This window comes from Streptomyces goshikiensis (assembly GCF_014650555.1).
Classification (GTDB): domain Bacteria; phylum Actinomycetota; class Actinomycetes; order Streptomycetales; family Streptomycetaceae; genus Streptomyces; species Streptomyces goshikiensis.
This window is the reverse complement of the sequence record NZ_BMVE01000007.1, coordinates 18,880-42,728: the sequence shown is the minus strand read 5'-3', so window position 1 is coordinate 42,728 and position 23,849 is coordinate 18,880. Positions and strand designations below refer to the sequence as shown.

General features: G+C 73.9%; 19 protein-coding genes. 10 read left to right on the top strand and 9 right to left on the bottom strand.

Annotated elements, in window-relative coordinates; translation table 11 throughout:
* Positions 1-63: 63 nt before the first annotated feature.
* Positions 64-1,278 carry a PucR family transcriptional regulator gene (locus IE248_RS38210; RefSeq protein ID WP_190031409.1) on the top strand — a complete coding sequence of 405 codons (1,215 nt, stop codon included), beginning with the start codon at positions 64-66 and terminating at the stop codon, positions 1,276-1,278.
* Here the strand turns inward: IE248_RS38210 and IE248_RS21265 are convergent.
* Positions 1,214-3,136 (bottom strand): APC family permease, encoded by a 1,923-nt coding sequence (locus IE248_RS21265; protein WP_008742799.1) that lies wholly within the window; start codon positions 3,134-3,136, stop codon positions 1,214-1,216. The two genes, IE248_RS38210 and IE248_RS21265, sit on opposite strands and share 65 nt — an antisense overlap.
* Positions 3,137-3,446: 310 nt before the next feature.
* On the opposite strand from IE248_RS21265, the gene IE248_RS21260 reads away from it, so the two are divergent.
* The gene (locus tag IE248_RS21260) at positions 3,447-3,695 is read left to right on the top strand and encodes an SCO4226 family nickel-binding protein (protein WP_008742797.1); all 249 of its coding nucleotides are present in this window, start codon (positions 3,447-3,449) and stop codon (positions 3,693-3,695) included.
* A 236-nt stretch (positions 3,696-3,931) separates the two neighbouring features.
* Entirely contained in the window at positions 3,932-5,368 is a 1,437-nt protein-coding gene (locus IE248_RS21255; protein ID WP_190031408.1) for a PP2C family protein-serine/threonine phosphatase, read from the top strand.
* A 119-nt stretch (positions 5,369-5,487) separates the two neighbouring features.
* On the opposite strand, the gene IE248_RS21250 is transcribed toward IE248_RS21255, so the two are convergent.
* Positions 5,488-6,972 (bottom strand): DNA-binding protein NsdB, encoded by a 1,485-nt coding sequence (locus IE248_RS21250; protein WP_037794433.1) that lies wholly within the window; start codon positions 6,970-6,972, stop codon positions 5,488-5,490.
* A gap of 232 nt (positions 6,973-7,204) precedes the next feature.
* Between IE248_RS21250 and IE248_RS21245 the strand changes: the two genes are divergently transcribed.
* Together IE248_RS21245 and kstD are read left to right on the top strand one after the other, a co-directional pair.
* Positions 7,205-8,329, top strand: coding sequence for an aminoglycoside phosphotransferase family protein (locus IE248_RS21245; protein WP_190031407.1), 1,125 nt, complete (start codon positions 7,205-7,207; stop codon positions 8,327-8,329).
* A 209-nt stretch (positions 8,330-8,538) separates the two neighbouring features.
* Positions 8,539-10,332, top strand: a complete 1,794-nt coding sequence (gene kstD / locus IE248_RS21240) for a 3-oxosteroid 1-dehydrogenase (RefSeq protein WP_190031406.1) — start codon at positions 8,539-8,541, stop codon at positions 10,330-10,332.
* A 61-nt stretch (positions 10,333-10,393) separates the two neighbouring features.
* Here kstD and IE248_RS21235 read toward each other — a convergent pair whose 3' ends face one another.
* Positions 10,394-10,894: a hypothetical protein gene (locus IE248_RS21235; protein WP_008742792.1), complete on the bottom strand. Its 501-nt coding sequence runs from the start codon at positions 10,892-10,894 to the stop codon at positions 10,394-10,396.
* Positions 10,895-11,494: 600 nt separating this feature from the next.
* Between IE248_RS21235 and IE248_RS21230 the strand changes: the two genes are divergently transcribed.
* Genes IE248_RS21230 through IE248_RS21215 form a run of 4 tightly spaced genes read left to right on the top strand, consistent with a single transcriptional unit; the run spans position 11,495 to position 15,289 of the window.
* Positions 11,495-12,106, top strand: coding sequence for a helix-turn-helix domain-containing protein (locus tag IE248_RS21230; RefSeq protein ID WP_100583759.1), 612 nt, complete (start codon positions 11,495-11,497; stop codon positions 12,104-12,106).
* Positions 12,107-12,120: 14 nt separating this feature from the next.
* The gene (locus IE248_RS21225) at positions 12,121-12,666 is read left to right on the top strand and encodes a toxin-antitoxin system, toxin component (protein ID WP_073798145.1); all 546 of its coding nucleotides are present in this window, start codon (positions 12,121-12,123) and stop codon (positions 12,664-12,666) included.
* 2 nt (positions 12,667-12,668) lie between these two features.
* A complete protein-coding gene (locus tag IE248_RS21220) occupies positions 12,669-13,886 on the top strand; it encodes an MAB_1171c family putative transporter (RefSeq protein ID WP_100583758.1) in 1,218 nt (405 codons plus the stop codon).
* Entirely contained in the window at positions 13,883-15,289 is a 1,407-nt protein-coding gene (locus IE248_RS21215; protein WP_190031405.1) for an FAD-dependent monooxygenase, read from the top strand. The genes IE248_RS21220 and IE248_RS21215 overlap by 4 nt, the downstream gene beginning before the upstream one ends.
* Before the next feature lie 36 nt (positions 15,290-15,325).
* Here IE248_RS21215 and IE248_RS21210 read toward each other — a convergent pair whose 3' ends face one another.
* Complete coding sequence (locus IE248_RS21210; protein WP_190031404.1) at positions 15,326-18,286, bottom strand: ATP-binding protein; 2,961 nt, start codon at positions 18,284-18,286, stop codon at positions 15,326-15,328.
* A gap of 101 nt (positions 18,287-18,387) precedes the next feature.
* The gene (locus tag IE248_RS21205) at positions 18,388-18,795 is read right to left on the bottom strand and encodes an ACT domain-containing protein (protein WP_073798130.1); all 408 of its coding nucleotides are present in this window, start codon (positions 18,793-18,795) and stop codon (positions 18,388-18,390) included.
* Positions 18,796-18,821: 26 nt separating this feature from the next.
* Here IE248_RS21205 and IE248_RS21200 point away from each other — a divergent pair, with 26 nt between their 5' ends.
* Positions 18,822-20,033: a low temperature requirement protein A gene (locus IE248_RS21200; protein ID WP_190031403.1), complete on the top strand. Its 1,212-nt coding sequence runs from the start codon at positions 18,822-18,824 to the stop codon at positions 20,031-20,033.
* An 83-nt stretch (positions 20,034-20,116) separates the two neighbouring features.
* Here IE248_RS21200 and IE248_RS21195 read toward each other — a convergent pair whose 3' ends face one another.
* From IE248_RS21195 to IE248_RS21180, 4 genes are all read right to left on the bottom strand, one after another.
* Complete coding sequence (locus IE248_RS21195) at positions 20,117-20,344, bottom strand: DUF397 domain-containing protein (protein WP_250568806.1); 228 nt, start codon at positions 20,342-20,344, stop codon at positions 20,117-20,119.
* Positions 20,345-20,478: 134 nt separating this feature from the next.
* On the bottom strand, positions 20,479-21,654 hold the full coding sequence (locus tag IE248_RS21190) for a thiolase family protein (protein WP_037797038.1): 1,176 nt from the start codon (positions 21,652-21,654) through the stop codon (positions 20,479-20,481).
* Positions 21,651-22,718 (bottom strand): thiolase family protein, encoded by a 1,068-nt coding sequence (locus IE248_RS21185; RefSeq protein WP_190031402.1) that lies wholly within the window; start codon positions 22,716-22,718, stop codon positions 21,651-21,653. Before IE248_RS21185 ends, IE248_RS21190 begins: the two co-directional genes overlap by 4 nt.
* Positions 22,718-23,692 (bottom strand): Zn-ribbon domain-containing OB-fold protein, encoded by a 975-nt coding sequence (locus IE248_RS21180; protein WP_190031401.1) that lies wholly within the window; start codon positions 23,690-23,692, stop codon positions 22,718-22,720. The genes IE248_RS21185 and IE248_RS21180 overlap by 1 nt, the downstream gene beginning before the upstream one ends.
* Positions 23,693-23,849: the final 157 nt, after the last annotated feature.

The following is a 23,849-nucleotide window of genomic DNA, read 5'->3' as shown; positions in this document are numbered from 1 at the left end:
TAGCGGACGTGGCGCGGTTCGGGCCCTCCCCAGCGCCCCCTCCCCCGTGTCACCCTGCCGGTCATGGATCGGATCATCGAGCAGATACGCGAGGACCTGGCCCGCCGGATCGCCGTGACGGCCGACCGGCTCGCCGACCGGACCCTGGCCGAGGATCCCGCGTACGCCGCGCTGCTCGGGCGGGCCGAGCTGCGCGACCGGATCCACCTGACCCTGCGCCAGGCCGTCGAGGGCCTGGTCCGCAGCGGGCGCGGGCTGGCGCCCGAGATCGCCGACGCCCGGGCCACCGGCAGGCTCCGCGCCGAGCAGGGGCTGCCGCTCGACTCCCTGCTGCGCACCTACCGCCACAGCGGCCGGATGCTGTGGCAGACCCTCGTCGAGGCGGTGGCCGCGCACGACCGGGCCGCGCTGCCCCGGCTGCTGCCGGGAGCCGCGGCGCTGTGGGACGTACTGGACCAGATGACGGACGCCGCTTCGCAGGCGTACCGGCAGGCCGAGGCCGCGCGCGGCGAGCGCGAGCGCGCGTACCGGGCGGCCCTGCTGGACGCGCTGCTGGACGGCACCGGGACGGCCGCGGAGGCCGCCGCACAGCTGGGCCTGCCGGAGCGCGGCCGCTTCGCGGTGGTCGTCCTGGGGCCGGGCGGCTCCGGCAGCGAGGGCCTGGAGTCCGGGTCCGGCGCCCCGCGCGTGCTGCGGCGGATCCGGGCCGACGGGGAGAGCGCCCTGGTGGAGCTGGGCCACCTGCCGCTGGAGTCGCTGCGGGAGGGGCTCGCGCCGCTCGGGGTGCGGGCCGGGATCAGCCCGGTGGTGGAGGACCCCGCCGATCTGGCGCGGGCCCGGCGGCTCGCCGACCTCGCGCTGCGCACCGCCCCGGGGTCCGGGGGCGGAGCGCGCACGGCCCTGCTGGACGAGCGGCTCCCGGCGGCGCTCGTCGCGGCCCAGGCCGAGCTCGCGGACCGGCTGCGCCAGGTGGTGCTGGGCCCGGTGCTGGCGCTGCCGCCGGAGGACTGCCGGGTGCTGCTGACCACGCTGGGGACGTGGCTGGCCTGCCAGGGCTCGACGACGTACGCCGCGCAGCGGCTGTACTGCCACCGCAACACCGTCTCGAACCGGCTGCGCCGCCTGGAGCAGCTGACCGGCCGGTCGCTGTCCGATCCGGCGCAGGTGGTGGAGCTGGCGCTGGCCCACGCGGCGGTGGTCCAGCGGGCGGCGGCTACCGCACCTGCTTCGCCGATTCCAGCAGGTACGGTACGTCGATCACCGCGACTCCCGGGGTGAACAGCAGCCGCGCCTTGAGCCGCAGCGCGTTCTGGTTGTGCAGGGGCTGCTCCCACCAGTGGCCCACCACGTACTCGGGGATGACCACGGACAGGACGTCGGTGTCCTCGGCGGCGGCCTGTTCCTGTACGTGGGCCAGGACGGGCCCGATCACCTCCCGGTACGGCGAGTGCAGCAGGGTCAGCGGGATCCCCGGGTCGTGTTCCGCCCAGGCCTCCCGCAGCCGGCGGGCGTCCTCCTCGTCGGCGGCGACGGACAGCGCGGTCAGGGTGTCGGCCCGCAGCCCCTGCGCGTAGCCGAGGGCCTTGAGCGTCGGGGCGTGCACGGCGGCGACGAGCAGGATGACGTGGTGGCGGGCGGGCATGCGGGCCCTGACCCCGGGGGCGACGGCGACCTGCGCCGCGACGGTCTCGTAGTGGCGCCGGACCCCCTTCATGCCGACGAACAGCAGCGGCATCGCGATGACGACCAGCCAGGCGCCGTGCGTGAACTTGGTGATGAGGACGATCACGAGCACGAGCGCGGTCAGGCAGGCGCCGACGGCGTTGATGGCGCGCCGGCGGTGGATGTGGATCCGCTCCTCCCTGGGGGTGCCGGGCGAGTCGAGTTCCCGCTTCCAGTGCCGGACCATGCCCGACTGGGACAGGGTGAAGGAGACGAAGACACCGATGATGTACAGCTGGATGAGGCGGGTCAGCTGGGCGTCGAAGGCGACGATGAGGGCGACGGCGGCGAGCGCGAGCAGCACCACGCCGTTGGAGTAGACGAGCCGGTCGCCGCGGTTGAAGAGCTGGCGGGGCGCGTAGCGGTCCTTGGCGAGGATCGAGGCGAGCATCGGGAACCCGTTGAAGGCGGTGTTCGCGGCGAGGATCAGCACGCCGGCGGTGACGGCCTGGAGCAGGTAGAAGAGGAAGTGCCAGTTCCCGAAGGTGGCGCGGCCGATCTGGGCGAGCGCGGTGGAGGTCGGGGTGCCGGCGGGCAGGCCCAGTTCGGTCGGGTCGGCGGCGACGTGGACGTGGTAAGCCATGGCCAGGACGGTGATGCCCGTGAACATGGTGACGGACAGGGCACCCATCGCGGCCAGGGTGTTGGCGGCGTTGCGGCTCTTGGGTTTCCGGAAGGCGGGCACGCCGTTGCTGATCGCCTCGACACCGGTCAGGGCGGTACAGCCGGAGGCGAAGGCGCGCATGGTGAGCAGGACCAGGCCGAGCCCGGTGAAGGTGCCCTCCGCGATGATCGGGAGGTCGGCGGACTCGGCGCGGATGGTGTCGCCGGTGGCGTAGCGGACCGCCGCGACCGCGAACATGACGTAGATGACGAGGACGAACCCGTAGGTGGGGATGGCGAAGATCCGCCCCGACTCCCGTACGCCGCGCAGGTTCATCAGGGTGAGCAGCACCACGAAGCCCACGGAGAGGCCGACTTGGTGGTCGCTCAGGGCGGGGATGGCGGAGGTGATGGCGGCGACTCCGGAGACCACCGAGACGGCGACGGTCAGCACGTAGTCGACGAGCAGCGCGCTGGCGGCGGTGAGCGCGGCGGTCTGGCCGAGGTTCTCGGCGCTGACTACGTACGCGCCGCCACCGCCGGGGTAGGCGTGGCAGGTCTGCCGGTAGGAGGCGACGACGACCACCATCAGGAAGACGATGGCGGCGGCCGCGTACCAGGTGAGGTGGAGCAGCGTGACACCGCCGAGGGCGAGGATCAGCAGGATCTCCTCGGTGGCGTAGGCCACCGAGGAGAGCGGGTCGCTGCAGAAGATCGGGAGCGCGAGCCGTTTCGGCAGCAGGGTCTCGCCCAGGCGCGCGGTGTCGAGCGGTTCGCCGACCAGCACGCGTTTCGCATTGATACGCCTCATTCAGGCATGATCAGCCACTTACGGCATGGTTCATCCGTTCTGCGGGCTGTGTCCTGTGGGCCGGCGATGCTCGGCGCGGAGCTCCCGGTTCGTTACCGGCACGTAGCGTGGCGAGCCGGTTCCTCCGTTCGGGGGGTCTTTCCCCGAAGTCCGCGAACACCGCCGCGCACCCGTCCGGGTGCGCGGACGGCTCGTACGCATCGGCCGTACCTTCGAGCCGGCCCCTCCGGAGGGCCGGTTTCCGGCCGTGGGCGGAGGATGGAGAAAGAATGGTTCTGCGCACCGAGACGGAACGAGGAGGTGTGCGGCGGTGACGAAGTTCATGGACGTCCACCACGGCATGCACGGCATCACGGCGGACCAGCTGCTGGCCGCCCACAAGGCGGATCTGGCGATCGAGGGGGAAGAGAAGGTCCACTTCGAGCGAGCCTGGGCAGACCCCGCCTCCGGGACGGTCTACTGCCTGTCCGAGGCGCCCTCGGCGGACGCGGTCATGCGGATCCACGAGCGCACGGGCCACCCGGCCAGCGAGATCCACCCGGTCCCGCTCGTGGTGTGATCCCCCCGCCGGGGGGGCGGGCGACCGGCGGGCGAACAGCGGGCGGCAACGCCCCGGAAGGGCTGACCGGATTCGTTCGTACGATCGGAGGAGCCTCCGGAGGGCCGCAGGCACATGCCAGAAGCAACGCCTCTACGGATGTTGCCAAACGCCTTACGGGCCCTCGCCCGCTGTGCCACAGTCGTGAGCGGTCCTTCCTTCAGACTTGGCCGCGCCGCGCCTGTATCGGAGTGCTCATGCCGTCCCACCTGTTCGCGGACCGTCCCGCGCAACCGCCCGAGCCGGGATCGGTGGACGCGCTGATCACGCAGACCCGGCGGCTCCGGGGGGACGTGGACGCGGTCCGCCGCGACACCGTCGCGGACGACGAGGAGGACGCCCAGGGCCGCTGGCAGCGCGCGCTCTGCGATCTGGCCGTGCACCACCTCGACGACCTCGGTGAGCACCTCGGCCGGCTCAAGGAAGGCCTGCCGCCCGCGCCCGACCTCGTCACGTTCCCGGGACAGGCCGAGTCCGGGCCGGTTCCCGCGCCCGAGGACCGGCAGACCCGGGTCGGCAGCGCCGAGTGGAACCTGCTGACCGATGAGGTCACCTGGTCCGAGGAACTGTTCCAGATCTTCGGCCGGTCCCCCGAGTCGGGCGCACTGCCCCTGGACGAACTGGGCTCCACCCTCTTTTCCGAGGACCAGCCGCTGCTGACCGCGATGGTCACGGCCTGCCTCGTGGACGGACGGCCCCTGGACGGCGAGTTCCGCATCGTCCGGGCCGACGGCCGGGTCCGCACCCTGCACATGCGGGGCGAACCCGTCCTCGACGACGACGGCTGCACGGCCTCCATGTGGGCCGTGCTCCGCGACGTCAGCGACCTGCGGCGCAGTGAGCGGGCCGTGCGCGAAACCCGGGAATCGCTCCAGCGGCGCCGGGAGATCGCACGGACCGAGCGCCGACTGGCGGTCGAACTGCAGGAAGCCGTCCTCCCCCCGTGGGGCGGCTCCCTGCGGTTCCCGCAGCACGGCACCGGCTCCCTGGACACGGCCGCGCACTACCTGCCCTCCCCGGACAACGCGCTGATCGGCGGCGACTGGTACGACGCGCTCGAACTCCCCGACGGGAGCTCGATGCTGACGGTCGGTGACCTGACCGGGCACGGCGTCACCGCCGCCTCCGGCATGGCGATGATGCTGGGCGCGCTGCGCGGCATGGCCATGGCGGGCATCGAGCCGGGCCCGCTGATGGGCTGGCTGAACCGGCTCCTGGAGAACTCCGTACAGCCGGCGCTCGGTTCGGCCGTGTGCTGCCGGTACGATCCCGCGCGCCGCGTACTGTCCTGGGCACAGGCCGGGCACCCGGCTCCGCTGCTGTTCCGCCGCGGCCGGGGCCGCTCGCTACAGCCGCCGGAGGGCGTGCTGCTGGGGGCGACCGCCGGCGCGGCGTACGGGCAGGCGGAGGAGCGGCTCGAAGCGGGCGACGTACTCGTCCTGCACACGGACGGGCTGACTCCGCGGGGCATCGAGTTCGGCCGTTCGGACGGGTCCGAGCGGCTGCTGGAGCTCGCGCCCCGGCTCTCGGCGGCCCGGTCGGCGCGGGACTGCGTACGGATGGTGATCGAGGAGTTCGGCGAGGGCGAGCGCGAGGACGACGCCTGCGTGCTGGTGGCGCGGGTCGGCGGGTAGCGGCCGCCGCCGGGGAAATCGGGGCCGCGCCGGCCGGCGCGGCCTTCTTCGTGCGCTCCACGGGTACGTGGTGCGGGACGGGTACGTGGTGCGGGTGCCCGGTGGTCACCTGCCGCGCCCTAGACGACGTGCTGCGGCGTCGGGCTGTTGGGGAGGGCCAGCTTGATCTCCGTACGCAGGTCCTCGATGCGGGCGTAGCCGGCGTACTGGCCGGTGAGCCGGTACATCTCGCGCAGCCGGTCCCAGGTCCGGTGCGAGGAGGTCTCGTTCATCGAGACCAGGGCCAGCCGGGCGTAGCGGTCGGCCTGTTCCGGGTCGTCGGCGATGAAGCAGGCGGAGGCCATCGAGATGTAGTCGAAGATCTGCGAGCGCTGGTGTCCGCTGGCCCGCAGCCGCAGCGCCTCCATGGCGTGCCGCTGGGCGACCGGGGCGGCGGAGGGGTCGTGGTCGGCGAGCGTGCGGAAGGCCAGCGCCTGCATGCCGTGCAGGTCCGCCTCGTCGAAGCTCTGCATCCAGCTCGGCGGCGGTACGTCGCCCTTGTCGGACACGAACAGGTCCTCGGCCTCGCCCAGGGTGCGGCGCATGGCCTGCCCCTTGCCCATGGCGGCCTGCGCCCAGGCCTCGATGGTGTGCAGCATGGCGCGGGTGCGCGGCAGGGTCTGCTCGCCGGAGCCCGACTGGGCCAGCTTCATCAGGTCGAGGGCCTCGTGCGGCTTGCCCAGGTGGACCATCTGGCGGGCGGCGCGGGACAGTGCCTCGCCGGCGCGCGGCCGGTCGCCGCCCTCGCGGGCCGCGTGCGCGGCGATGACGAAGTACTTCTGGGCGGTGGGTTCGAGGCCGACGTCGTGCGACATCCAGCCCGCGAGCACGGCCAGGTTGGCCGCCACCCCCCACAGCCGCCGCTGGAGGTGGTCGGGGTGGTGGTAGGCGAGCATGCCGCCCACCTCGTTGAGCTGGCCCACGACGGCCTTGCGCTGGAGGCCGCCGCCTCTGGAGGCGTCCCAGGCCCGGAAGACCTCGACGGAACGCTCCAGGGCCTCGATCTCCTGCGAGCCGATCGGGGCGGCCTCGTAGCGGTCGTAGCCCGCCTGGTCGGCCTGGAAGGAGTCACCGAAGGCCGGGGCGGCCTTCGCCGGGGTGGGGTCGGCACGCAGCCAGTCGTACATGGCGTTGCTGAGGGCAGTGCCGGCGGTGAGCGCGACGCCCGCGCCCATCAGACCGCGACGGTTGAGCATGAGGTCCATTCCCGTGAATTCGGTGAGGACCGCGGCCGTGCGTTCGGGCGCCCAGGGCAGGCCGTCGGGGTTCTCCTTGGCCCCGTCGGACTGCCGTTTGGTGGTGCGCCGCTGCCGTACGAACCCGAGGTCCTCGATGGTCACGACACGACCGAGCCGCTCGGTGAACAGTGCTGCCAGTACCGTGGGCACCGGTTCGCGCGGGGTCTCCCCCATGTCGATCCAGCGCCGCACCCGCGAGGTGTCGGTGGCCAGCTGGTGGTGACCCATGGCCGCCGCCTGCCGGTTGACCATCCTCGCCAGTTCGCCCTTCGACCAGCCGGCCAGGCCGAACAAGTCGTTCAGACGGGTGTTTGGACCTTTGCTCACGTCAAGCCCCCAGGTTCTCGGCTGAGTTGACAGTAGCCCGCCGTCAGATGCCGAGCGACTATTCGCCAGGGTTCGCCAGGGTCCGCCAGATGGTGTGCCACCCGCAGCGCGGTGTCAGGTAGGAATGCGCCTCCCCGACCCGGTTCACCGGCGGAACTCCCCAGGGTGAAGTACGGGATCCGGCGGGGCGGCGTACGCAAGTCGTCGGCGCACGAAGGGAACCGTAACCGCCATGTACGCAGCAACGTCCTCCGTGTCCGCACCGGTCCGGCCGCACCGCACCATCCCCGCGGGCGGCGGCCCCTACCTCGATCCCGGCCGCTCGGCGGCTCCGGCCCAGGGTGGCGTACGGGCCCGGCGCGCGCCCGGATCCCCGTCGCAGCCGCCCAGTGGAAGAATCGACTTGTCCGGGCCGCAAGGTGCGCAACTGCGCACCGCGCTCGCCTCGGTGCAGCGGATCTGTCCGGAGTTCGCACCGGTGCAGGTGCTACGGCGCAGCGGCCGGTCGGTCCTGCTGGTGGGGACCACGGGGCGGATGACCGCCGTCGCGAAGGTCTTACTGGACCATTCGCCGGAGTGGCGGGAGCGGTACCGGCACGAAATAGCTGCGTACCGGGCGTTCGTCCGGCACCGTCCGCCGGTCCGGGTACCGCGGCTGATCGCGGCGGACCCGGAGAACTGCACCCTGGTGGTCGAGCGGATGGCGGGCCGGGTGGCGGCCCTGCAGCGTCATCCGGTGGAGGCCCCGCCGCGGCCGGACCTGCGGGCGGCCCTGGGCGCGGTGTGCCGGGTCAACCAGTGGCAGCCGCCGGGGGAGCTGTTCGGGCACCCGGTGGACTACGCCCGGCGGATCAACCGGGACCACGAGCTGGGGCTCCTGACCGACCGGGACTTCGGTGACCTGCAGAAGCTGCTGCACGGGCTGAAGCTGTCCGGGACCCCGTGGCAGTTCAACCACGGTGACGCGCTGCTGTCGAACCTGCTGCTGTCCCCGGCGGGGCCGGTGCTGCTCGACTGGGAGCACGCGGGCTGGTACCTGCCGGGGTACGACCTGGCCACGCTGTGGACGGTACTGGGCGACGCGCCGGCCGCCCGCGGCCAGATCAGCCGCCTCGCGCAGTCGGCCGGTCCGGCGGCCCGGGACGCGTTCCTGGTGAACCTGATGCTGGTGCTGACCCGGGAGATCCGGATGGCCGAGACGGCGGTGCAGCGCTCGATGCAGGCGACCGCGCCGGCTCAGCCGCTCCAGGCGGGCTCCCTGTCCTCGGGCGAGGAGCAGCGGCTGCTGCTGCGCCGCCTGCACGACGACTGCGGGATGGCCCGCAGGGCGGTGCGCGCGGCGGTGGGGACGCGCTGACGAGGACGGCGTGATCACGGGGATCCCGTGGCGGGCACACCTGGGTGTGCGCGCCACGGGATTTCGCCGTTTCCGGGAGGGGATCGGCGGTCCGGCCCGTTCGACTGGCACGTATGCCTTGACTTCACATGATCCCCCGAACACCTTTTCTGATTCAGCATCAGATGTGCTGGTTCGGCCCCGTCCTCCCCACCCGCTGGAGCCCGCCCATGCCCGCGAGTCCCGAACACGTCCGTACCGAAGGCGCGCACGCCCCCCTCCCGTCCCGGCGGACGGTCCTCGCCGGGACCGGGGCGGGGGTGCTCGCCGCCGCCGTGCTGCCCGCCGCCGCGCGGGCCGCCGACGGAGCCCCGCTCGGCGAGTACGACGTCGTCGTGGTCGGGTCCGGGGCGGCCGGCATGACCGCCGCGCTCACCGCGGCCAAGCGGGGGCTGAGCGTACTGGTGGTCGAGAAGGCCCCGACCTTCGGCGGCTCGGCCGCGCGTTCCGGGGCCGGCATCTGGCTGCCGAACAACTCGGTGATCCTGGGCGCGGGCGTGCCGGACACGCCGGCCAAGGCGGCCGCGTACCTCTCCGCCGTCGTCGGGCCCGACGTTCCGGCGGACCGGCAGCAGGCGTTCCTCGCCAACGGGCCCCGGATGCTGGACTTCGTGATGGCCAACAGCCCGCTGAGGTTCCGCTTCATGGAGGGGTACAGCGACTACTACCCCAACCTGCCGGGCGGCCTGCCGAACGGCCGCTCCATCGAACCGGACCAGATCGACGGCCATGTCCTCGGCGCGGAACTCGCCCATCTGAACCCGGCGTACATGCCGGTGCCGGCCGGGATGGTGGTCTTCAGCCAGGACTACAAGTGGCTGAACCTCGCGGCGGTGACCGCCAGGGGCCTGGCGGTCTCCACCGAATGCCTGGCACGCGGTACGAAGGCGGCGCTGCGCGGGGAGAAGCCGCTGACCATGGGCCAGGCGCTGGCCACCGGGCTACGGGCGGGACTCCAGCGGGCCGGGGTGCCGGTGTGGCTGAACAGCCCCCTGGTCGATCTGGTGCGGGAGGGCGGCGCGGTCACCGGGGTGGTGGTGGAGAAGGAGGGCGTACGGGGCGTCGTGCGCGCCCGCAAGGGGGTCGTCATCGGCTCGGGCGGCTTCGAGCACAACGGGGAGATGCGGGCGCGGTACCAGCAGCAGCCGATCGGCACCCAGTGGTCGGTGGGCGCGAAGGAGAACACGGGCGACGGCATCCGGGCGGGCGAACGCGCCGGGGCGGCGCTGGGGCTGATGGAGGACGCCTGGTGGGGGCCGTCGATCCCGCTGCCCGGCGAGCCGTACTTCTGTCTCGCCGAACGGACCCTGCCGGGCGGGCTGATCGTGAACCGGAACGGGGCGCGGTTCGTCAACGAGGCGGCTCCGTACAGCGATGTGGTGCACGTGATGTACGAGAAGGACCGCGGCGCGGCCGGGTCGCACATCCCGGCGTGGCTGATCGTGGACCAGAACTACCGCAACAGGTACCTGTTCAAGGACATCCTGCCGGTGCTGCCGTTCCCGGACGCGTGGTACGAGGCGGGCGCGGCGAAGAAGGCGTGGACCTGGGACGCGCTCGCGGGCCAGATCGGGGTGCCGGCGGCGGCGCTGCGGGCGACGCTGAGCCGGTTCAACGCGCAGGCGTGGAGCGGGAACGACGCCGATTTCCACCGGGGCGACACGGCGTACGACCACTACTACACGGACCCGAACGTGCAGCCGAACTCGTGCCTGGCGCCGGTCTGGGTGCCGCCGTTCTACGCGTTCAAGATCGTGCCGGGGGACCTCGGGACGAAGGGCGGCATCGTGACGGACGCGCGGGCGCGGGCGCTGCGGGCCGACGGCTCGGTGATCCCGGGCCTGTGGGCGGCGGGCAACGCGAGCGCGGCGGTGATGGGGCACAGCTACGCGGGCGCCGGTTCGACGATCGGGCCCGCGATGACCTTCGGCTACGTGGCGGCGAACGACATCGCGGACGCGTAGCCGGACGCGTAGCTCACCCCGGGGGCCCGGAGCGCCGTCCGGGCCGCCGCCCGGGCCGGGCTCAGCCCTGCTGGAAGAGCTCGGCCGGGAGCGGCTTCAGCAGGGCGTACAGGTCGTCCGTGATGGGCCGGTCCCAGCTGGCGATGGTGACCAGGACGTTGTCACTGCGGTCGAACTGCACGCAGCTGATCCGGCCCTCGGAGAGCTTGACCTTCCGGACGATGAGGAGGTTGTCGCCCTGCATGACGGGGCAGTCCTCGATGCCGGTGACCTCGACGTCCTCGTCGTTCTCCAGGGCGTCGAGGAGCTGGGCCACCTCGAAGGGGACCTGGCCGTCGGCGAGGTCCCGGGCGGGGGAGCCCTCGGGGAGGTTCCCGATGATCATCGCGGGTCCGCGTCCGCCGAAGAGGTCGTAGCGGAGGAAGACGCCCTGGCAGCTGCCGTCGGGGGCGGGGAGCAGCCCGGCCCCGAGATTGCCCGGCCAGTCCCCCGGGTCCATGGCCAGGACGTCGAAGTCCGGGCCGGCGGGTGTGGCGGCGCGGTGGCGGCGGAGGAAGGACATGCCGCCATGGTACGTGCCCGAGCCCCTTCCCCGGCGCTACCCCCCTCAACCCCACCCGCTTCCCCGTCCCCCGAGGCGGCCGCCGCCCGACCCCGCTCCGCCCCCGCGGCCCGCCCCCGACCCGCGCCCCGGATCCCGCCCCCGCGCCCGTCCCACCCGCCCCCGACCCAGCGCCCCGCCCACCCCGACCCGAACCCCGACACCGGCCCCCGGCTCGCCCCGCCCCGACCCCTGCTCGCCCCAGCCCGACCCCGACCCGACGCCGGCCCCTCTGGCCCGGCCCCACCTTCGACCCGACCCGACCTCCGGCCTGACCCCCGGCTCGGCCCGGCGCGGCCACCGGATCGCCCGGGCCCGGCCTCCCGCGCGGCTCGCGCGGCTCCGGGCCGGCCTCCGGCCGGGGGGCGCCGCGGCCGACCACGCGGTCCACGTCCGGGCCCCTCCCCCACCCGGTACCGGCCGGCGCCGGCGGCGAGGGGTCGCTTTCGATTCGACAACAATCGTTGGCTCAATATGGATCTTGTATTTTCGGGACCCTAGGCTTGGCGCAGGCGCGCGCACGCCCCAGTGGTTGCCCTCAGACACAGGAAGCGCAGGCAGATGATCGAGTCTGTTCCTTCCCTCGCCGTGACGCTCGCTCAGATCCGGGCGCTCGCCGAGGAGAGGCAACTCACCGCGGCCGAGATGCTCGACGTCGAAGACCTCGCGGCCAGGACCGGGGTTCCCCCCGAGGTCGTGGCCGGATTGCTGCGCGGCGAGGACACCGCCGAGGCCGCCCCCGGGGAGACCGCACGCCGGCGGGCCGCGTTCCTCTGCGCGCGCTCCCGCGACGCGGCCGGGCACCCGTACCGGGCCGCCGACATCGCCGAGGCGATCGGCGCCGCCCCCCGCGTCATCACCGACCTCGTCGCCGGCAGGGCGGGGAACCAGCCATCGGAAGCGGAACTCCTGCGCATCGCCGCGTTCTTCGGCCGCGACCCCGGTTTCCTCACCGACACCCCGGCGCAGGCGGTGAGCCGGGCCCTCCAGCCGGTGCTCCGGTCCCTCGACCACGTTTCCGGGGGTGACATGATGGCCGAACTCGTAGGCCGGTACGGGCTCGTCTCCCTCTCCACCCGCAACACCACCCCGGGCAAGCCCCTCACCCGTACACAGGAGACACTGCTGCTCGGCATGATCACCGGAATTCTGTCGTCCGAGGGGGCTTCGTGAGCGTCGCCCGCTCCATGCGCAAGCTGTGCGCCGCACTGACGTCCGCCCTCGACCTCGATCGCGAGCTCGAAGCGCCCGTCGAACCGCACGCCCTGTTCCGCCGGCTGTGCGACGCGATGAGCGCGCGGCGCGGCGGACGCCCCATCATCCTGCGCTTCGAGCGCTTCCCCACCCAGCTGACCACCTCGGGCCTGTGGCTGAACATGGAGGACTACGACATCGTCGTCGTGGAGAAGTTCACCACCCCTGACCACCAACTCGTCATCCTCGGGCACGAGTTGTGGCACATGCAGGCGGGCCACTCGGCCCCCCGCGGCCCCGGCGCCGCCGCGGCGGCCCGGTCCCTGCCGGGCGGGAGCGACCTGACGTACGCCGCCGTCGCCGCGCGCTCGCACCACGAGGACGCCCACGAGATCGAGGCCGAGACCTTCGGCCTGCTCCTCGGCGACCGGTGCCGGGCCTGGCTGGCCGGCGACGACGCCGCCACCGGCCCGGCCCGGCGCGGCGGCGTGGCCGGCCGCATCGGCAACACACTCGGCTATCGCGGACCGAACGGCTGACGGTGACCTCGGACAAGTACTACATCCCCTATTTCATCCCGGCGGCGATCCTCACCCTGGCCTTCGTCATCCGGCTTCCGGTGATGATGAGGTTCTGGCGCAACGACCCCAACGTGCGCAACGTCGGCGGTCTGCTGCTCCTGGGTTCCGCCGTGTTCTACTTCGGCCGCCCCGAGACCATCGCGGCGATCAACCGCGGCAGCGGGATCAGCAACTTCGCGGCGCCGGTGGTCTACACGGTGCTCACGCTGTTCTGCGCCGCCTGTCTGGTGATGATCATCCACTGGCGCGGCGGCGATCCCCGGCGCGTGCGGCGGACCACGTGGACGATCGGCGTCATCTACTCCGCGGTCGTCGCCGGCCTCTGGGTCACCTTCGCGTTCGCCGACGTACCCGTCGAACGGCTGCGGGACCTGGACACCTACTACGCCAACACGCCCTGGATGCGCGAGCACATCCTGCTCTACCTGCTGGCCCACACCACGGCCTGCGCGATCACCTCGGTGGTCACCTGGACCTGGCTGCGCCAGGTGTCGGGCTGGCTGCGCGCCGGCCTGGTGCTGCTGGTCATCGGGTTCATCCTGAACCTCGCCTACGACACCGTGAAGCTCATCGCGGTCGTGAGCCGCTGGGCCGGCAACGACCTGGACTGGCTCAGCACGTACGTCGCCCCGCCGCTCGCGTCGGTCTGCGCGCTCTTCGTCGCCGTCGGGTTCATCCTCCCGCACGCCGGCGAGGCGGTGCAGGGGTTCTGCATGGACTACCGGCAGTACCGCTCCCTCGGACCGTTCGTGAAGGAGCTGGCCGTCCTCGACACGGGGACGATCCGGCTGTCGCGGCGGGCCCCCATGAGCCGGCGCCTGGTCCAGCGCAGGACCCGGATCAGCGACGGACTCCTGCGCCTCCAGCCCTACATGGACCCCGAGGTGCGCCTGCGCGCGCTCGGCGAGGCCACCGGGCGCGGCGAGAGCCCGGCGCGGGCGGCCGCCACGGCCGACGCGGTCGCGGTGATCGCCGCGATCCACCGGCTGCGCCTCGGCGACGAGTTCGCCCCCGAGCCGGAGGCCGGGGACGCGGCCACCCTCCTGACCGGCGCCCCCGGCGGGATGCGTTCCCCGGACCTGGTCGCCGTGTCCAGGGCCCTGCGCCGCTCCCCCGCCGTCCTTGCCCACCGCGCCCGCTACGGGCCGGCCGACCGTCCAGAGAGCGTGACCTCATGAGCGATACGCCGTCCGGCCCGCGCACGGCTGTCGTCATCGGAGGCAGCCTGGCGGGCATGCTCGCCGCCGCGGCGCTCGCCGAGTCCGCCGACGTGGTGGTCGTCGAGCGCGACGTGCTGCCCGAGGGACCCGGGCCGCGCAAGGGGCTGCCGCAGGCCCGGCACGCGCACCTGCTGTGGTCCGGCGGGGCGCGGGCCATCGACGCGCTGCTGCCGGGCACGGTGGGGCGGCTGCTGGCCGACGGCGGACACCGGATCGCGCTCCCGACCAACATGGTGGGCTTCTCGCCCGCCGGCTGGTTCCGCCGCTGGGCGGAGCCGTCGCACTACGTCGTGCTCGCCGGGCGGGACCTGCTCGACTGGCACGTCCGCCGTTCCGTACGGGCGCTGCCACGTGTCACCGTCTCCGACCGCACCGAGGTGCTGGGCCTGGAGGGCGACGCCCGCCGTGTCACCGGGGTCCGGGTGCGCGGCGCCGACGGGGTGGAGCGGGTCCTCGCCGCCGGGCTGGTGGTCGACGCTTCCGGGCGGTCCTCCCGTACGCCCGCCTGGCTGCGGGAGTTCGGCCTGCCGGCCGCCGCGGTACGGACGGTCGACCCCGGTCTCGTGTACGCGAGCCGGGTCTTCCGGGCGCCGAAGGACCTCGGGAACACCTTCCCCGTGATCGTGAACGTCCAGGCCGATCCGCGGGAGGCAGGTCCGGGCCGGTCCTCGACGCTGGTGCCGATCGAGGGCGACCGCTGGCTCGTCACGCTCTCCGGGACCCGGGGCGGCGAGCCGACCAAGGACCCGGAACTCTTCGAGGCGTTCGCCCGGTCGGTGCGGCATCCGATCGTCGGGGAGCTGATATCCGGGACGGAGCCGCTGACGGACGTCGCGGTCACCCGTACGACCGTCAACCGCCGGCACGCCTACGAGCGGGCCCGGCTCCCCGAGCGGTTCGTCGTCCTCGGGGACGCGGCCGCCGCCTACAACCCGGTGTACGGGCACGGCATGGCGGTGGCCGCGCAGAGCGCCGTCGGGCTGCGGGACACCGTCCGCGCGCTGGGCTGGTCGGCGCCTGGGCTCGGCGCCCGCGCGCAGAAGGCCGTCGCCGGGCCGGTCGGCGCCGCCTGGGCCCTGTCCACCGGCAACGACGTGTTCTACCCGGGCGCGACGGAGGACGGCCCGACGCTGACCGAGCGGATCGGCGCGGCCTACGTGCGCCGGCTGCTGCTGACGAGCACCGGAAACGGGCGGGTCGCCCGCGCCGTCACCGATGTCGTGACCCTGGAGCGCACCGCCGCCCGGCTGTTCACCCCGCCGGTGCTGCTGGCGGCGGTCCTGGGGCCGCGCCGGGAGCAGCTGACCGGGCCGCCGCTGCGCCCCGCCGAGCGCGAGGCGATCGCCGGGATCCTCCCGTAACCCGCCGGGTTCGGGAGCGGCGCGGCCGAGGGCGGCTCAGGCTCGGCTGACGGCGGCGGAGGCGGCAGAGGCGGCGGAAGCGTTGAGCGCCTCCGCGAGGCCGGTCAGGTCCGTGCCCAGCTTGCGGCACACCGCCGACAGCAGGGACCGTTCGGGCTCCGTCCTCATCGGGTCGCCGTCGCGCGCCCGTTCGGCCAGGCGCCGTTCCTCCTCGGTGAGGGCGCCCTGCCAGTCGCTGCCGCGCGGCGGGGCGCCGCCCAGCCTCAGCAGGGCCTCGGTCGCTCGCGCCACGAGGCCGTCGGCCCCGCACTCCCGGGCCATGGCCACCGCCCGGGCGAGCAGCTCCGTGTCCCGGCTCTCGGTACCCAGCGCGGTCAGGGCGCGGGCCAGCTCGTATCCGGCCGGGGAGGCCGACAGCAGTTCCACCGCCTCCGTCAGCAGCGCGGCGCGGGCGCCGGGGGCGGCGACCTCGGCCGCGACGCGGAGCGCCTGGCCGATGCCGGACGGGGCGCCGAAGGCGCGGGCCCGGCGGACCGCGTCGGCGGCCAGGGCGCGGGCGCGCTCCGGGTCGTCGCCGGCGACCGCCCGGGCCAGGTGCAGCTGCCACGGGCACCAGGAGGGGTTCTGGATGCCGCGCGGGGTCAGCCTGCGGTCCACCGCCTCCAGTTCGTCGACGGCCTCCTTCGTCCGGCCCCGGGCGAGCAGCAGTTCGGCGTGGACGGTCTGGGAGTCGGGGAAGACGACGGCGGAGGGGAAGGGCTCCCCGAACTCGTGGTCCCGCGCCAGTTCCCAGGCCTCGTCGACCCGGCCCCGGGCGAGCAGGGTGGTGGCGAGGATCGCGATGGCGTACCAGTGGACGGGAGTGCGCCGCCCCACGCGCTCGGCGAGCCTCAGCCCGGCCCGGGCGAGTTCCTCGGCCTCGGCGAGGCGGCCGCGCCGGTAGCGGATGTACGCGCGCAGGCTGTAGCCGAAGGAGAGGTGCGCCCCGCGCCAGCCCTCCCGTTCGAACTCGGCGGTGCCGGCCTCGAAGAGCTCCTCGGCGCGGCCGGGCCGGTCGGCGTACATGTGGACCATGGCGGCCAGCACGGGGACCTCGAACCCGCGGTCCTCGTGGGCCCAGCTGAGGCCGCCGTCGAGTGCGCGGCGGGCGTGGTGCAGGACGGTGTCGACGGATTCGCCGCGCAGGCAGGCGTCCCAGGCGCGCAGGCCGATGACGTACCGCTCGGTGAGGTCGCGCCCGATGAGCCGGTCGGCGAGCCGGGCCAGCCGGCGCGAGCGGGCCGGGGAGTCGCTCTCGCGGGCGTTGAAGGCGTCCCACATGAACTGCTCGGACTGCAGGCGCAGCCGGGCGCGCACGTCCTGGGTGTAGGGGATCTCCCGCGCGAGGGATTCCGAGGCCTCGGCGAGGCGGTCGCTGTGGGCGAGGACCTGGGCCAGCCGGATGACGATGCCCTGGCGCAGGGCGGGGTCGTCGAAGGGCTCGGCGAGGGCGGCGCGGAGGTGGTTGACGGTGTTCGCGGGCTCGGTGAGCAGGGAGGCGCAGCCGAGTTCGTAGAGCACGGCGGCGCGTTCGTCGAAGTCCGGTGGTTCGCGCAGGGCGCGGGCGAGCTGGCGGCGGGCGGCTTCGGGGGCGCCGGCCCGGAGGTTCTCGCCGGCGGCCTCGCGCAGGGTCCGTACCACCCAGGGGTCGCTTTCGGGGTGGGTCTCCAGCAGGTGGCGGGCGGCGGCGGAGGCGCCGAGTCCGGCGTCGATGACGGCCACGGCGGCCTGGCCGTGCAGGGCGACGCGCAGGGCGTCCGGGATGGACCGGTAGAGGGCGGTGGCGATCAGGGGGTGGACGAACTCCAGCGGCCCGGCGTGCCCACCGGTGGCGCCGTCGTGGTGGGGGTGGCCGTAGGCGTGCGCGTCGGCTTCGGCTTCCGGGACGAGGGCGAGGGTGACGGTGAGGGTGGGAGCCGCGCCTCCCGCCAGGATGCGGGCGTCGCGCAGCCGCGCGGTGGAGTCGACGGCCTCCTCGGTGCCGAGGCCGGCGACGCGGGCGGCGAGGTCCTGCGGGATGGCGGTGCCGAGGACCGCGCAGGCCCAGGCGAAGCGGACGGTGGAGGGTCCGAGGCTGTGCAGCCGGGCGACTAGGCCGCTGCCGCGCTGTGCGGCGACGAGGTCGCGCAGCTGCGGGGCGCTGGCCGAGGTGGGCTCCAGTCCCTTGTCCCGGACCTTGGCGGTGAGTTCGACGGCCTCGAAGGGGTTGCCGGTGGTGACGGCCCAGGCCTCCCGGCAGAAGGCGTCGTCGGCGTGCTCGCCGACGGCCTCGCGGATCAGGGTGGAGACGGCGGCGGCGGTGAGCGGCGCGAGGGTGAGCGGGCGCTGTCCGGCCCGGCCGGGCAGCGTACGGAAGGCTTCGGCGTGCGCGGGCAGTTCGTCGGGGCGGTAGGCGACGACGAGCAGCAGCGGGAGGTGTTCGGCGCGCGGCGCGAAGGCGGCGAGCCAGCTGAGGGATTCGGGGTCGGCCCAGTGGGCGTCGTCGAGGACGAGGACGACGGGGGCGCGCTGGACGGTGAGGTGGGTGAGCACCCAGTCGAGGCCGTCGCGCAGGCCCTGCGGGTCGGGCGGGGCGCCCTGTTCGGGGGCGCAGAGGCCGAGGGCGGGGCCGACGATGGCGTACCAGCTGCCGAGGGTGGCGCGCAGTTGCCGCTCGGTGAGGCCGGCCAGTTGGGGCTGGATGAGCTGGCGGGCGACGTGGAAGGGCTGGCTCTGTTCCTGTTCGCCGCCGCGGGCGGCGAGGAGGGTGCAGGAGCGGGCGTGGGCGCGGCGGCGGACCTCGGCGAGGAGCGTGGTCTTGCCGAGTCCGGCCGGGCCGGAGAAGGCGAGCAGGGCGCCGCCCCCGCCGGGGTCTCCGTCACCGGTGCCGGTGAGCTGGTCCAGCGCCTCTTCCACGGTGGCGAGTTCGGTCTCGCGTTCGAACATTACGCGCCGTTTGCGGATCGGTCGCTCCGTCATGGCTGGTACCCCCCAGGCCTGTTCGGGGGCCTCAGCGTACGCCCGCGTACGTGCGCGAGGAGGGCTCGGCCGGGAAAGATCAGATACTTTTTGGGTTTTTCCTATTCCGCCGACCGCGTGGCCAGTTCTTGTAGTACGGCGACGGCTTCGGCCGCCCGGTCGGCCGCCACGAACAGGTGGTCGTGGTGGTATCCGGCGATGACGTTGCAGCTGAGCCCGTGGGCGGCGAGCTCGGCGGCGAAGGCTCCGGTGAGACCGACGGCGTCGAGGGCCGAGTGGACGCGCAGGGTGATCCATCCCGCGGTGTAGTCGTAGGCGAGGCCTGCGGCGTCGGCGTCTTCCTGGCGCAGCACCAGCGTGAGCCCCTCGGCCTCCAGCACGGTGGCGACGGGGGCGGTCCCGGCCGGGGGCGCGGTGGCCCCGGGGACCGTGCAGAACACGTACCGCCCCTCGTTCAGTTCGGGGCGCATTCCGCTCAGCAGTTTCCTCAGGTCACTCTCGCCGCTCATGCAACCACCTTAACTATCATCCCGCTATGACCGAATCCACGCCGGCAGTGTCGGCGCCCGCGGGGGGCGAGCGCCACGCCTCCTGGCTGGAGCTGTTCTTCGACCTCACGGCGGTGGCGGGCGTCGCCCAGCTGGCGCACCTGCTGCACGGCAGCCCCGGCTGGGACGACGTGGCGCTGTACGCGGTGATGTTCCTCGCCTTCTGGACGGGCTGGATGCTGTTCACGGTGTACGGGAACGTCAGCGGGGACGAGGTCCGTACCTGGACCGTGCTCGCGGGGATGTTCGGGATGGCGGTGATGGCGGCCTCGGTGCACGGCGTGCGGGAGGACCGGGCGGGCGCGTTCGCGCTCGCCTACATCCTGGTGCGGACGCTGGCCGGCAAGGCGTGGGAGCGGCGCGGGGAGTACGTTCCGGAGCTGCCGATCACGCAGCTGGGGCTGGGGCTGACGCCGTGGGTCGTGTCGATGTGGTTCGACGGGACGGAGCGGTACGCGCTGTGGGCGCTGGGCCTGCTCATCGACCTGACCGTCATGTTCTCGGTCTCCGGCACCGCGCTGGCCGCCCGGGTGGACGCGCGGTACGCCCGCAAGGAGCGGGAGGCGGGGCCCGGCCGGCGCATCGCGGCCAAGCCCGCGGCCGCGCTGATGGACGCGCCGCACCTCGGGGAGCGGCTCGGCCTGTTCCAGCTGATCGTGCTCGGCGAGGCGGTCGCGCAGGTGGTGGCGGCCGCCTCGCAAGCGGAGTGGGACGCGGCGCTGTACTCGGTCGGCGCCGGCTCGTTCCTGCTGCTGCTCCTGCTGTGGTCGCTGTCGCTGCGGCACGGCGCGGACGGGGTCCCGCTGCTGGTGTGGGACGTGCTTCCGGTGCGGCTGGTGCTGCCGCCGCACTGCTTCGTGGCGGGCGCGGTGGCGGCGCTCGCGGCCGGGCTCGGCGACGCGGTGGAGTACACGCACCACCCGGTCCCGGAGCCGGTGCGCTGGCTGCTGTGCGGGAGCCTCGGGGTGTACCTGGCCGTCGCGGGGGTGGCGGCGCTCTGCTCGGGCCGCGGGGTGCCCGGGACGCTGCTGCTGGTGGGGCCGTCCCTGGCCGTGGTCCTGGTGGCGGGGGCGGCGGCCCGGCAGGCCGAGGGGCCGCACCTGGTGTGGCTGCTGGTGGCGGCGGCCGCGTGGACCCGGCTGGTGGCGGAGCGCCGCCGGCCGGGGCGGCGGGGGCGGCCCGCCCTGCCGGCCCCGTAGGCGGAGCGGGGGATTTCGGCGCCACCGGGGCGGCGGTTCCGCGCCCCGGTGGTGCGCCGCTCCCGCCCCGGTCCGGGGCCGCGTCAGGTCAGGTCGAAGGCGCCGCCCCGCGCGTTGACCACGAACTTGCGCCACTCGTCCGGCGCGAAGATCAGCGAGGGGCTCTCGGGGTGCTCGCTGTTGCGCATCGCGATGAACCCCTCGACGAAGGCGATCTGGACGTCGCCCGCTCCCCGGCTGCTCGACTGCCAGTCCGCCCCGCTGAGATCGAGGTCCGGCTTGCCCCAGCCGGCCAGAGGCTGCGAAATCATGCTGTCGGCCACGTGCGTGCTCCTCCCGGTACGTCGTCCGGGGGCCAGGTTAACCACCCGGGCGGGTGCCGCACAGGCCGCCGTGCGCGGCCGGTGACCGGTCCGCCGCCCTTTCCCCGGAAGGGCGGCCGCGTTCAGCGGCCGGGCTCTTCCGCTCCCACCAGCCACATCGCGAAGAACTGCGCCCCGCCGCCGTACGCGTGGCCCAAGGCCCGGCGGGCGTCCGGAATCTGGTGTTCCCCGGCCTGTCCCCGCACCTGGAGGGCCGCCTCCGCGAAGCGGATCATGCCGGAGGCACCGATCGGGTTGGTGGACAGCACCCCGCCGGACGGGTTGACGGGCAGGTCGCCGTCCAGTTCGGTGACCCCCGCCTCGGTGAGCTTCCAGCCCTCGCCCTCCTCCGCGAAGCCGAGGTTCTCCAGCCACATCGGCTCGTACCAGGAGAACGGCACGTACATCTCCACCGCGTCGATCTCCCGGCGCGGATCGGTGATCCCGGCCTGCCGGTAGACGTCGGCCGCGCAGTCCTTGCCCGCCTGCGGCGAGACGAAGTCCTTGCCCGCGAAGAGCGTCGGCTCGCTGCGCATCGCCCCGCCGTGCAGCCACGCCGGCGGCCTCGGCGAACGGGCCGCGCCCGCCCGGTCGGTGAGGACCATCGCACAGGCCCCGTCCGAGGAGGGGCAGGTCTCGGAGTACCGGATCGGGTCCCACAGCATCGGCGAGGCCTGGACCTTCTCCAGGGTGATGCCGTGCTCGTGCAGGTGCGCGTACGGGTTCTTCAGCGCGTTGCGGCGGTCCTTGTACGCGACGAGCGAGCCCACCGCGTCGGGCGCGCCGGTGCGCCGCATGTACGCGCGCACGTGCGGGGCGAAGAACCCGCCGGCGCCCGCCAGCAGCGGCTGCTGGAAGGGCACCGGCAGCGACAGGCCCCACATCGCGTTGGACTCGGACTGCTTCTCGAAGGCGAGGGTCAGGACGGTGCGGTGGACCCGCGCCGCGACCAGGTTGGAGGCGACGAGCGCGGTGGACCCGCCGACCGAACCGGCCGTGTGCACGCGCAGCATCGGCTTGCCGACCGCGCCGAGGGCGTCCGCGAGGTACAGCTCCGGCATCATCACGCCCTCGAAGAAGTCGGGGGCCTTGCCGATGACGACCGCGTCGATGTCCGCCCAGGTCAGCTCGGCGTCGGCGAGCGCCCGCGCGGCCGCCTCCCGTACCAGCCCGGCGATGGAGACGTCGTGGCGGGCGGCCACGTGCTTGGTCTGGCCGATGCCGACGACGGCCACCGGCTCCTTGCCCGAGGTGCTCATGCGCGTTCCCCTTCCAGGACGGCGACCAGGTTCTGCTGGAGGCAGGGGCCGGAGGTGGCGTGCGCGACGGCCCGGTCGGAAGCGCCGCTGTGGATCCGTGCGGCGGCCTCGCCGATCCGGATCAGGCCCGCGGCCATGATCGGGTTCGCGGCGAGCGCCCCGCCGGACGGGTTGACGAGGACGTCCGCCCCGAGGCCCAGCGCCTTGCGCAGCACCACCTCCTGGGAGGAGAACGGCGCGTGCAGTTCCGCCGTGTCCACCGGGCGTTCGAAGACCCCGGCGCGCTCGGCGGCGAGCCGGGTGGACGGGGAGTCGGTGAGGTCGCGCAGCCCGAGGCCGTGCGCCTCGATGCGGTGGTCGATGCCGGTGATCCAGGCGGGCCGCGCGCACAGCCGGCGCGCCGTGTCCCCGGCGGCCAGGATGACGGCGGCCGCGCCGTCGCCGATGGGCGGGCAGTCGCCCGTGCGCAGCGGCGCGACCTGGTAGTCGCCCTGAGGGACGGCGTCGCCGCTGAGCTGGGCGTGCGGGTTGGCCCCGGCGGCGGCCCGGCTGCGGGCGCCGATCGCGGCGAGGGCGCGCTCGTCGGTCTCGCCCGCGTCGATCAGGGCCTGTGCCTGGAGGGCGGCGAGGGCGACCGAGTCGGGCCACAGGGGCGCGAGGTAGTACGGGTCGAGCTGCCGGGTCAGGACGTCCCGTACCGGCCCGGGCGAGGACTTGCCGTACGCGTAGACGAGCGTGGTGTCGGCCTCGCCGGTCTGGATCTTGACCCAGGCCTCGTAGAGGGCCCAGGCGCCGTCCATCTCGACGTGGGACTCGGAGATCGGCGGCCAGGCGCCGACGCCGTCGAGGGTCATCGTGAAGGAGAACGCCCGGCCTGCGAGGTAGTCGCTGGAGCCGGAGCAGGTGAAGCCGATCTCCTTGGCCTTCAGTCCCGTCCGGTCCAGCACCTGGTGCAGGACGGGCATGACCATCTCGACTTCGCTCAGCTCGTCGGTGCGGCGCAGGTGGTCGCTCTGCGCGAAGGCGACGACGGCGACCTCGCGGGCGGGTCCGGTCCGGGGCATCAGATGAGCTCCTTGTACGCGTCGTAGTCGGCGTCCGGTTCCCCGGTGGGGCGGTAGTGGTCGGGGTAGCGGCCGCCCTCGGTCCAGACGGGCTCGACGCGCAGGCCCATGCGGACCTGGTCGTACGGGATGCCGCCGATCCGGCCGTGCAGGGCGAGGCCGGCGCCGTCGAGGGCGATGTGGGCGTAGACGTAGGGGACTTCGATGTCCAGGCCCTTCGCCTTGATGTTGACGATGCAGTACGTGGTGACGGTGCCGGCCGGGCCGACCTCCACCCGGTCGGTGGTGGCGACCCCGCAGGTGGGGCAGGCGCCGCGGGGCGGCACGTACACCTTGTGGCAGGAGGGGCAGCGCTCGCCGACGGTCTTGCGCTCGGAGAGGGCGTTGATGTAGGCGGTCTGGGCGCGGCCGGGGCTGTAGGTGTAGTCGAGGCGGGCCTCGGCGACGATCCCGGTGACCGGGTCGCCGAACCGCCCGTCGTACGCAGCGCCTTGTGCGGGGGCGCCGGGCTCCTCACCGCCCTCGCCCGGCTCGAAGCAGGCGATGTCGGTGATGGCCCCGGTCCGCTCCCCGGCCCACCGCACCCGCACCCGCATCCCGCTGCGGACCGCTTCCGGGCCGGGCGCGTCGAGGGCGTGCAGGATGGCGGTGTCGGCGCCGTCGAGCTTCACCAGCACCCAGGCGAAGGGGGTGGCCAGGGGCTGCTGGGGCCGCGGGGCGCCGTTCCAGGCCCAGGTGGTGACGGTGCCGGTGGCGCCGACCTCGACGAGGTCCCGGATCTCCTCGGCGGTGCGGGGGTCGTACTCGACGGGAGGCACCATCACCCGCCCGTCGGAGGTCCTGACCCCGAGGACGACGCGTTCGCGCAGCCCGGTGAGGAAGGCGCTCTGCACGGGCCCGAGGGACCGGGTGAAGGGGAACTCGACGACGAGGGGCGCACGGAGCACCCCGGCCGACGACGCGGCTGCGGTCATGAGCGGCTCTCCGATGTTCGAAACGGTCAACACACGTACCTCCACCACCGGCCACCTCCAGCACCGCCGGCCATTTCCACCACCGCCGGCGACCAACTCCAGCCTCGCCGGCGTTTGAGGCGCGGGGTCCGGGGCGGAGCCCCGGCAACGGCGCCGC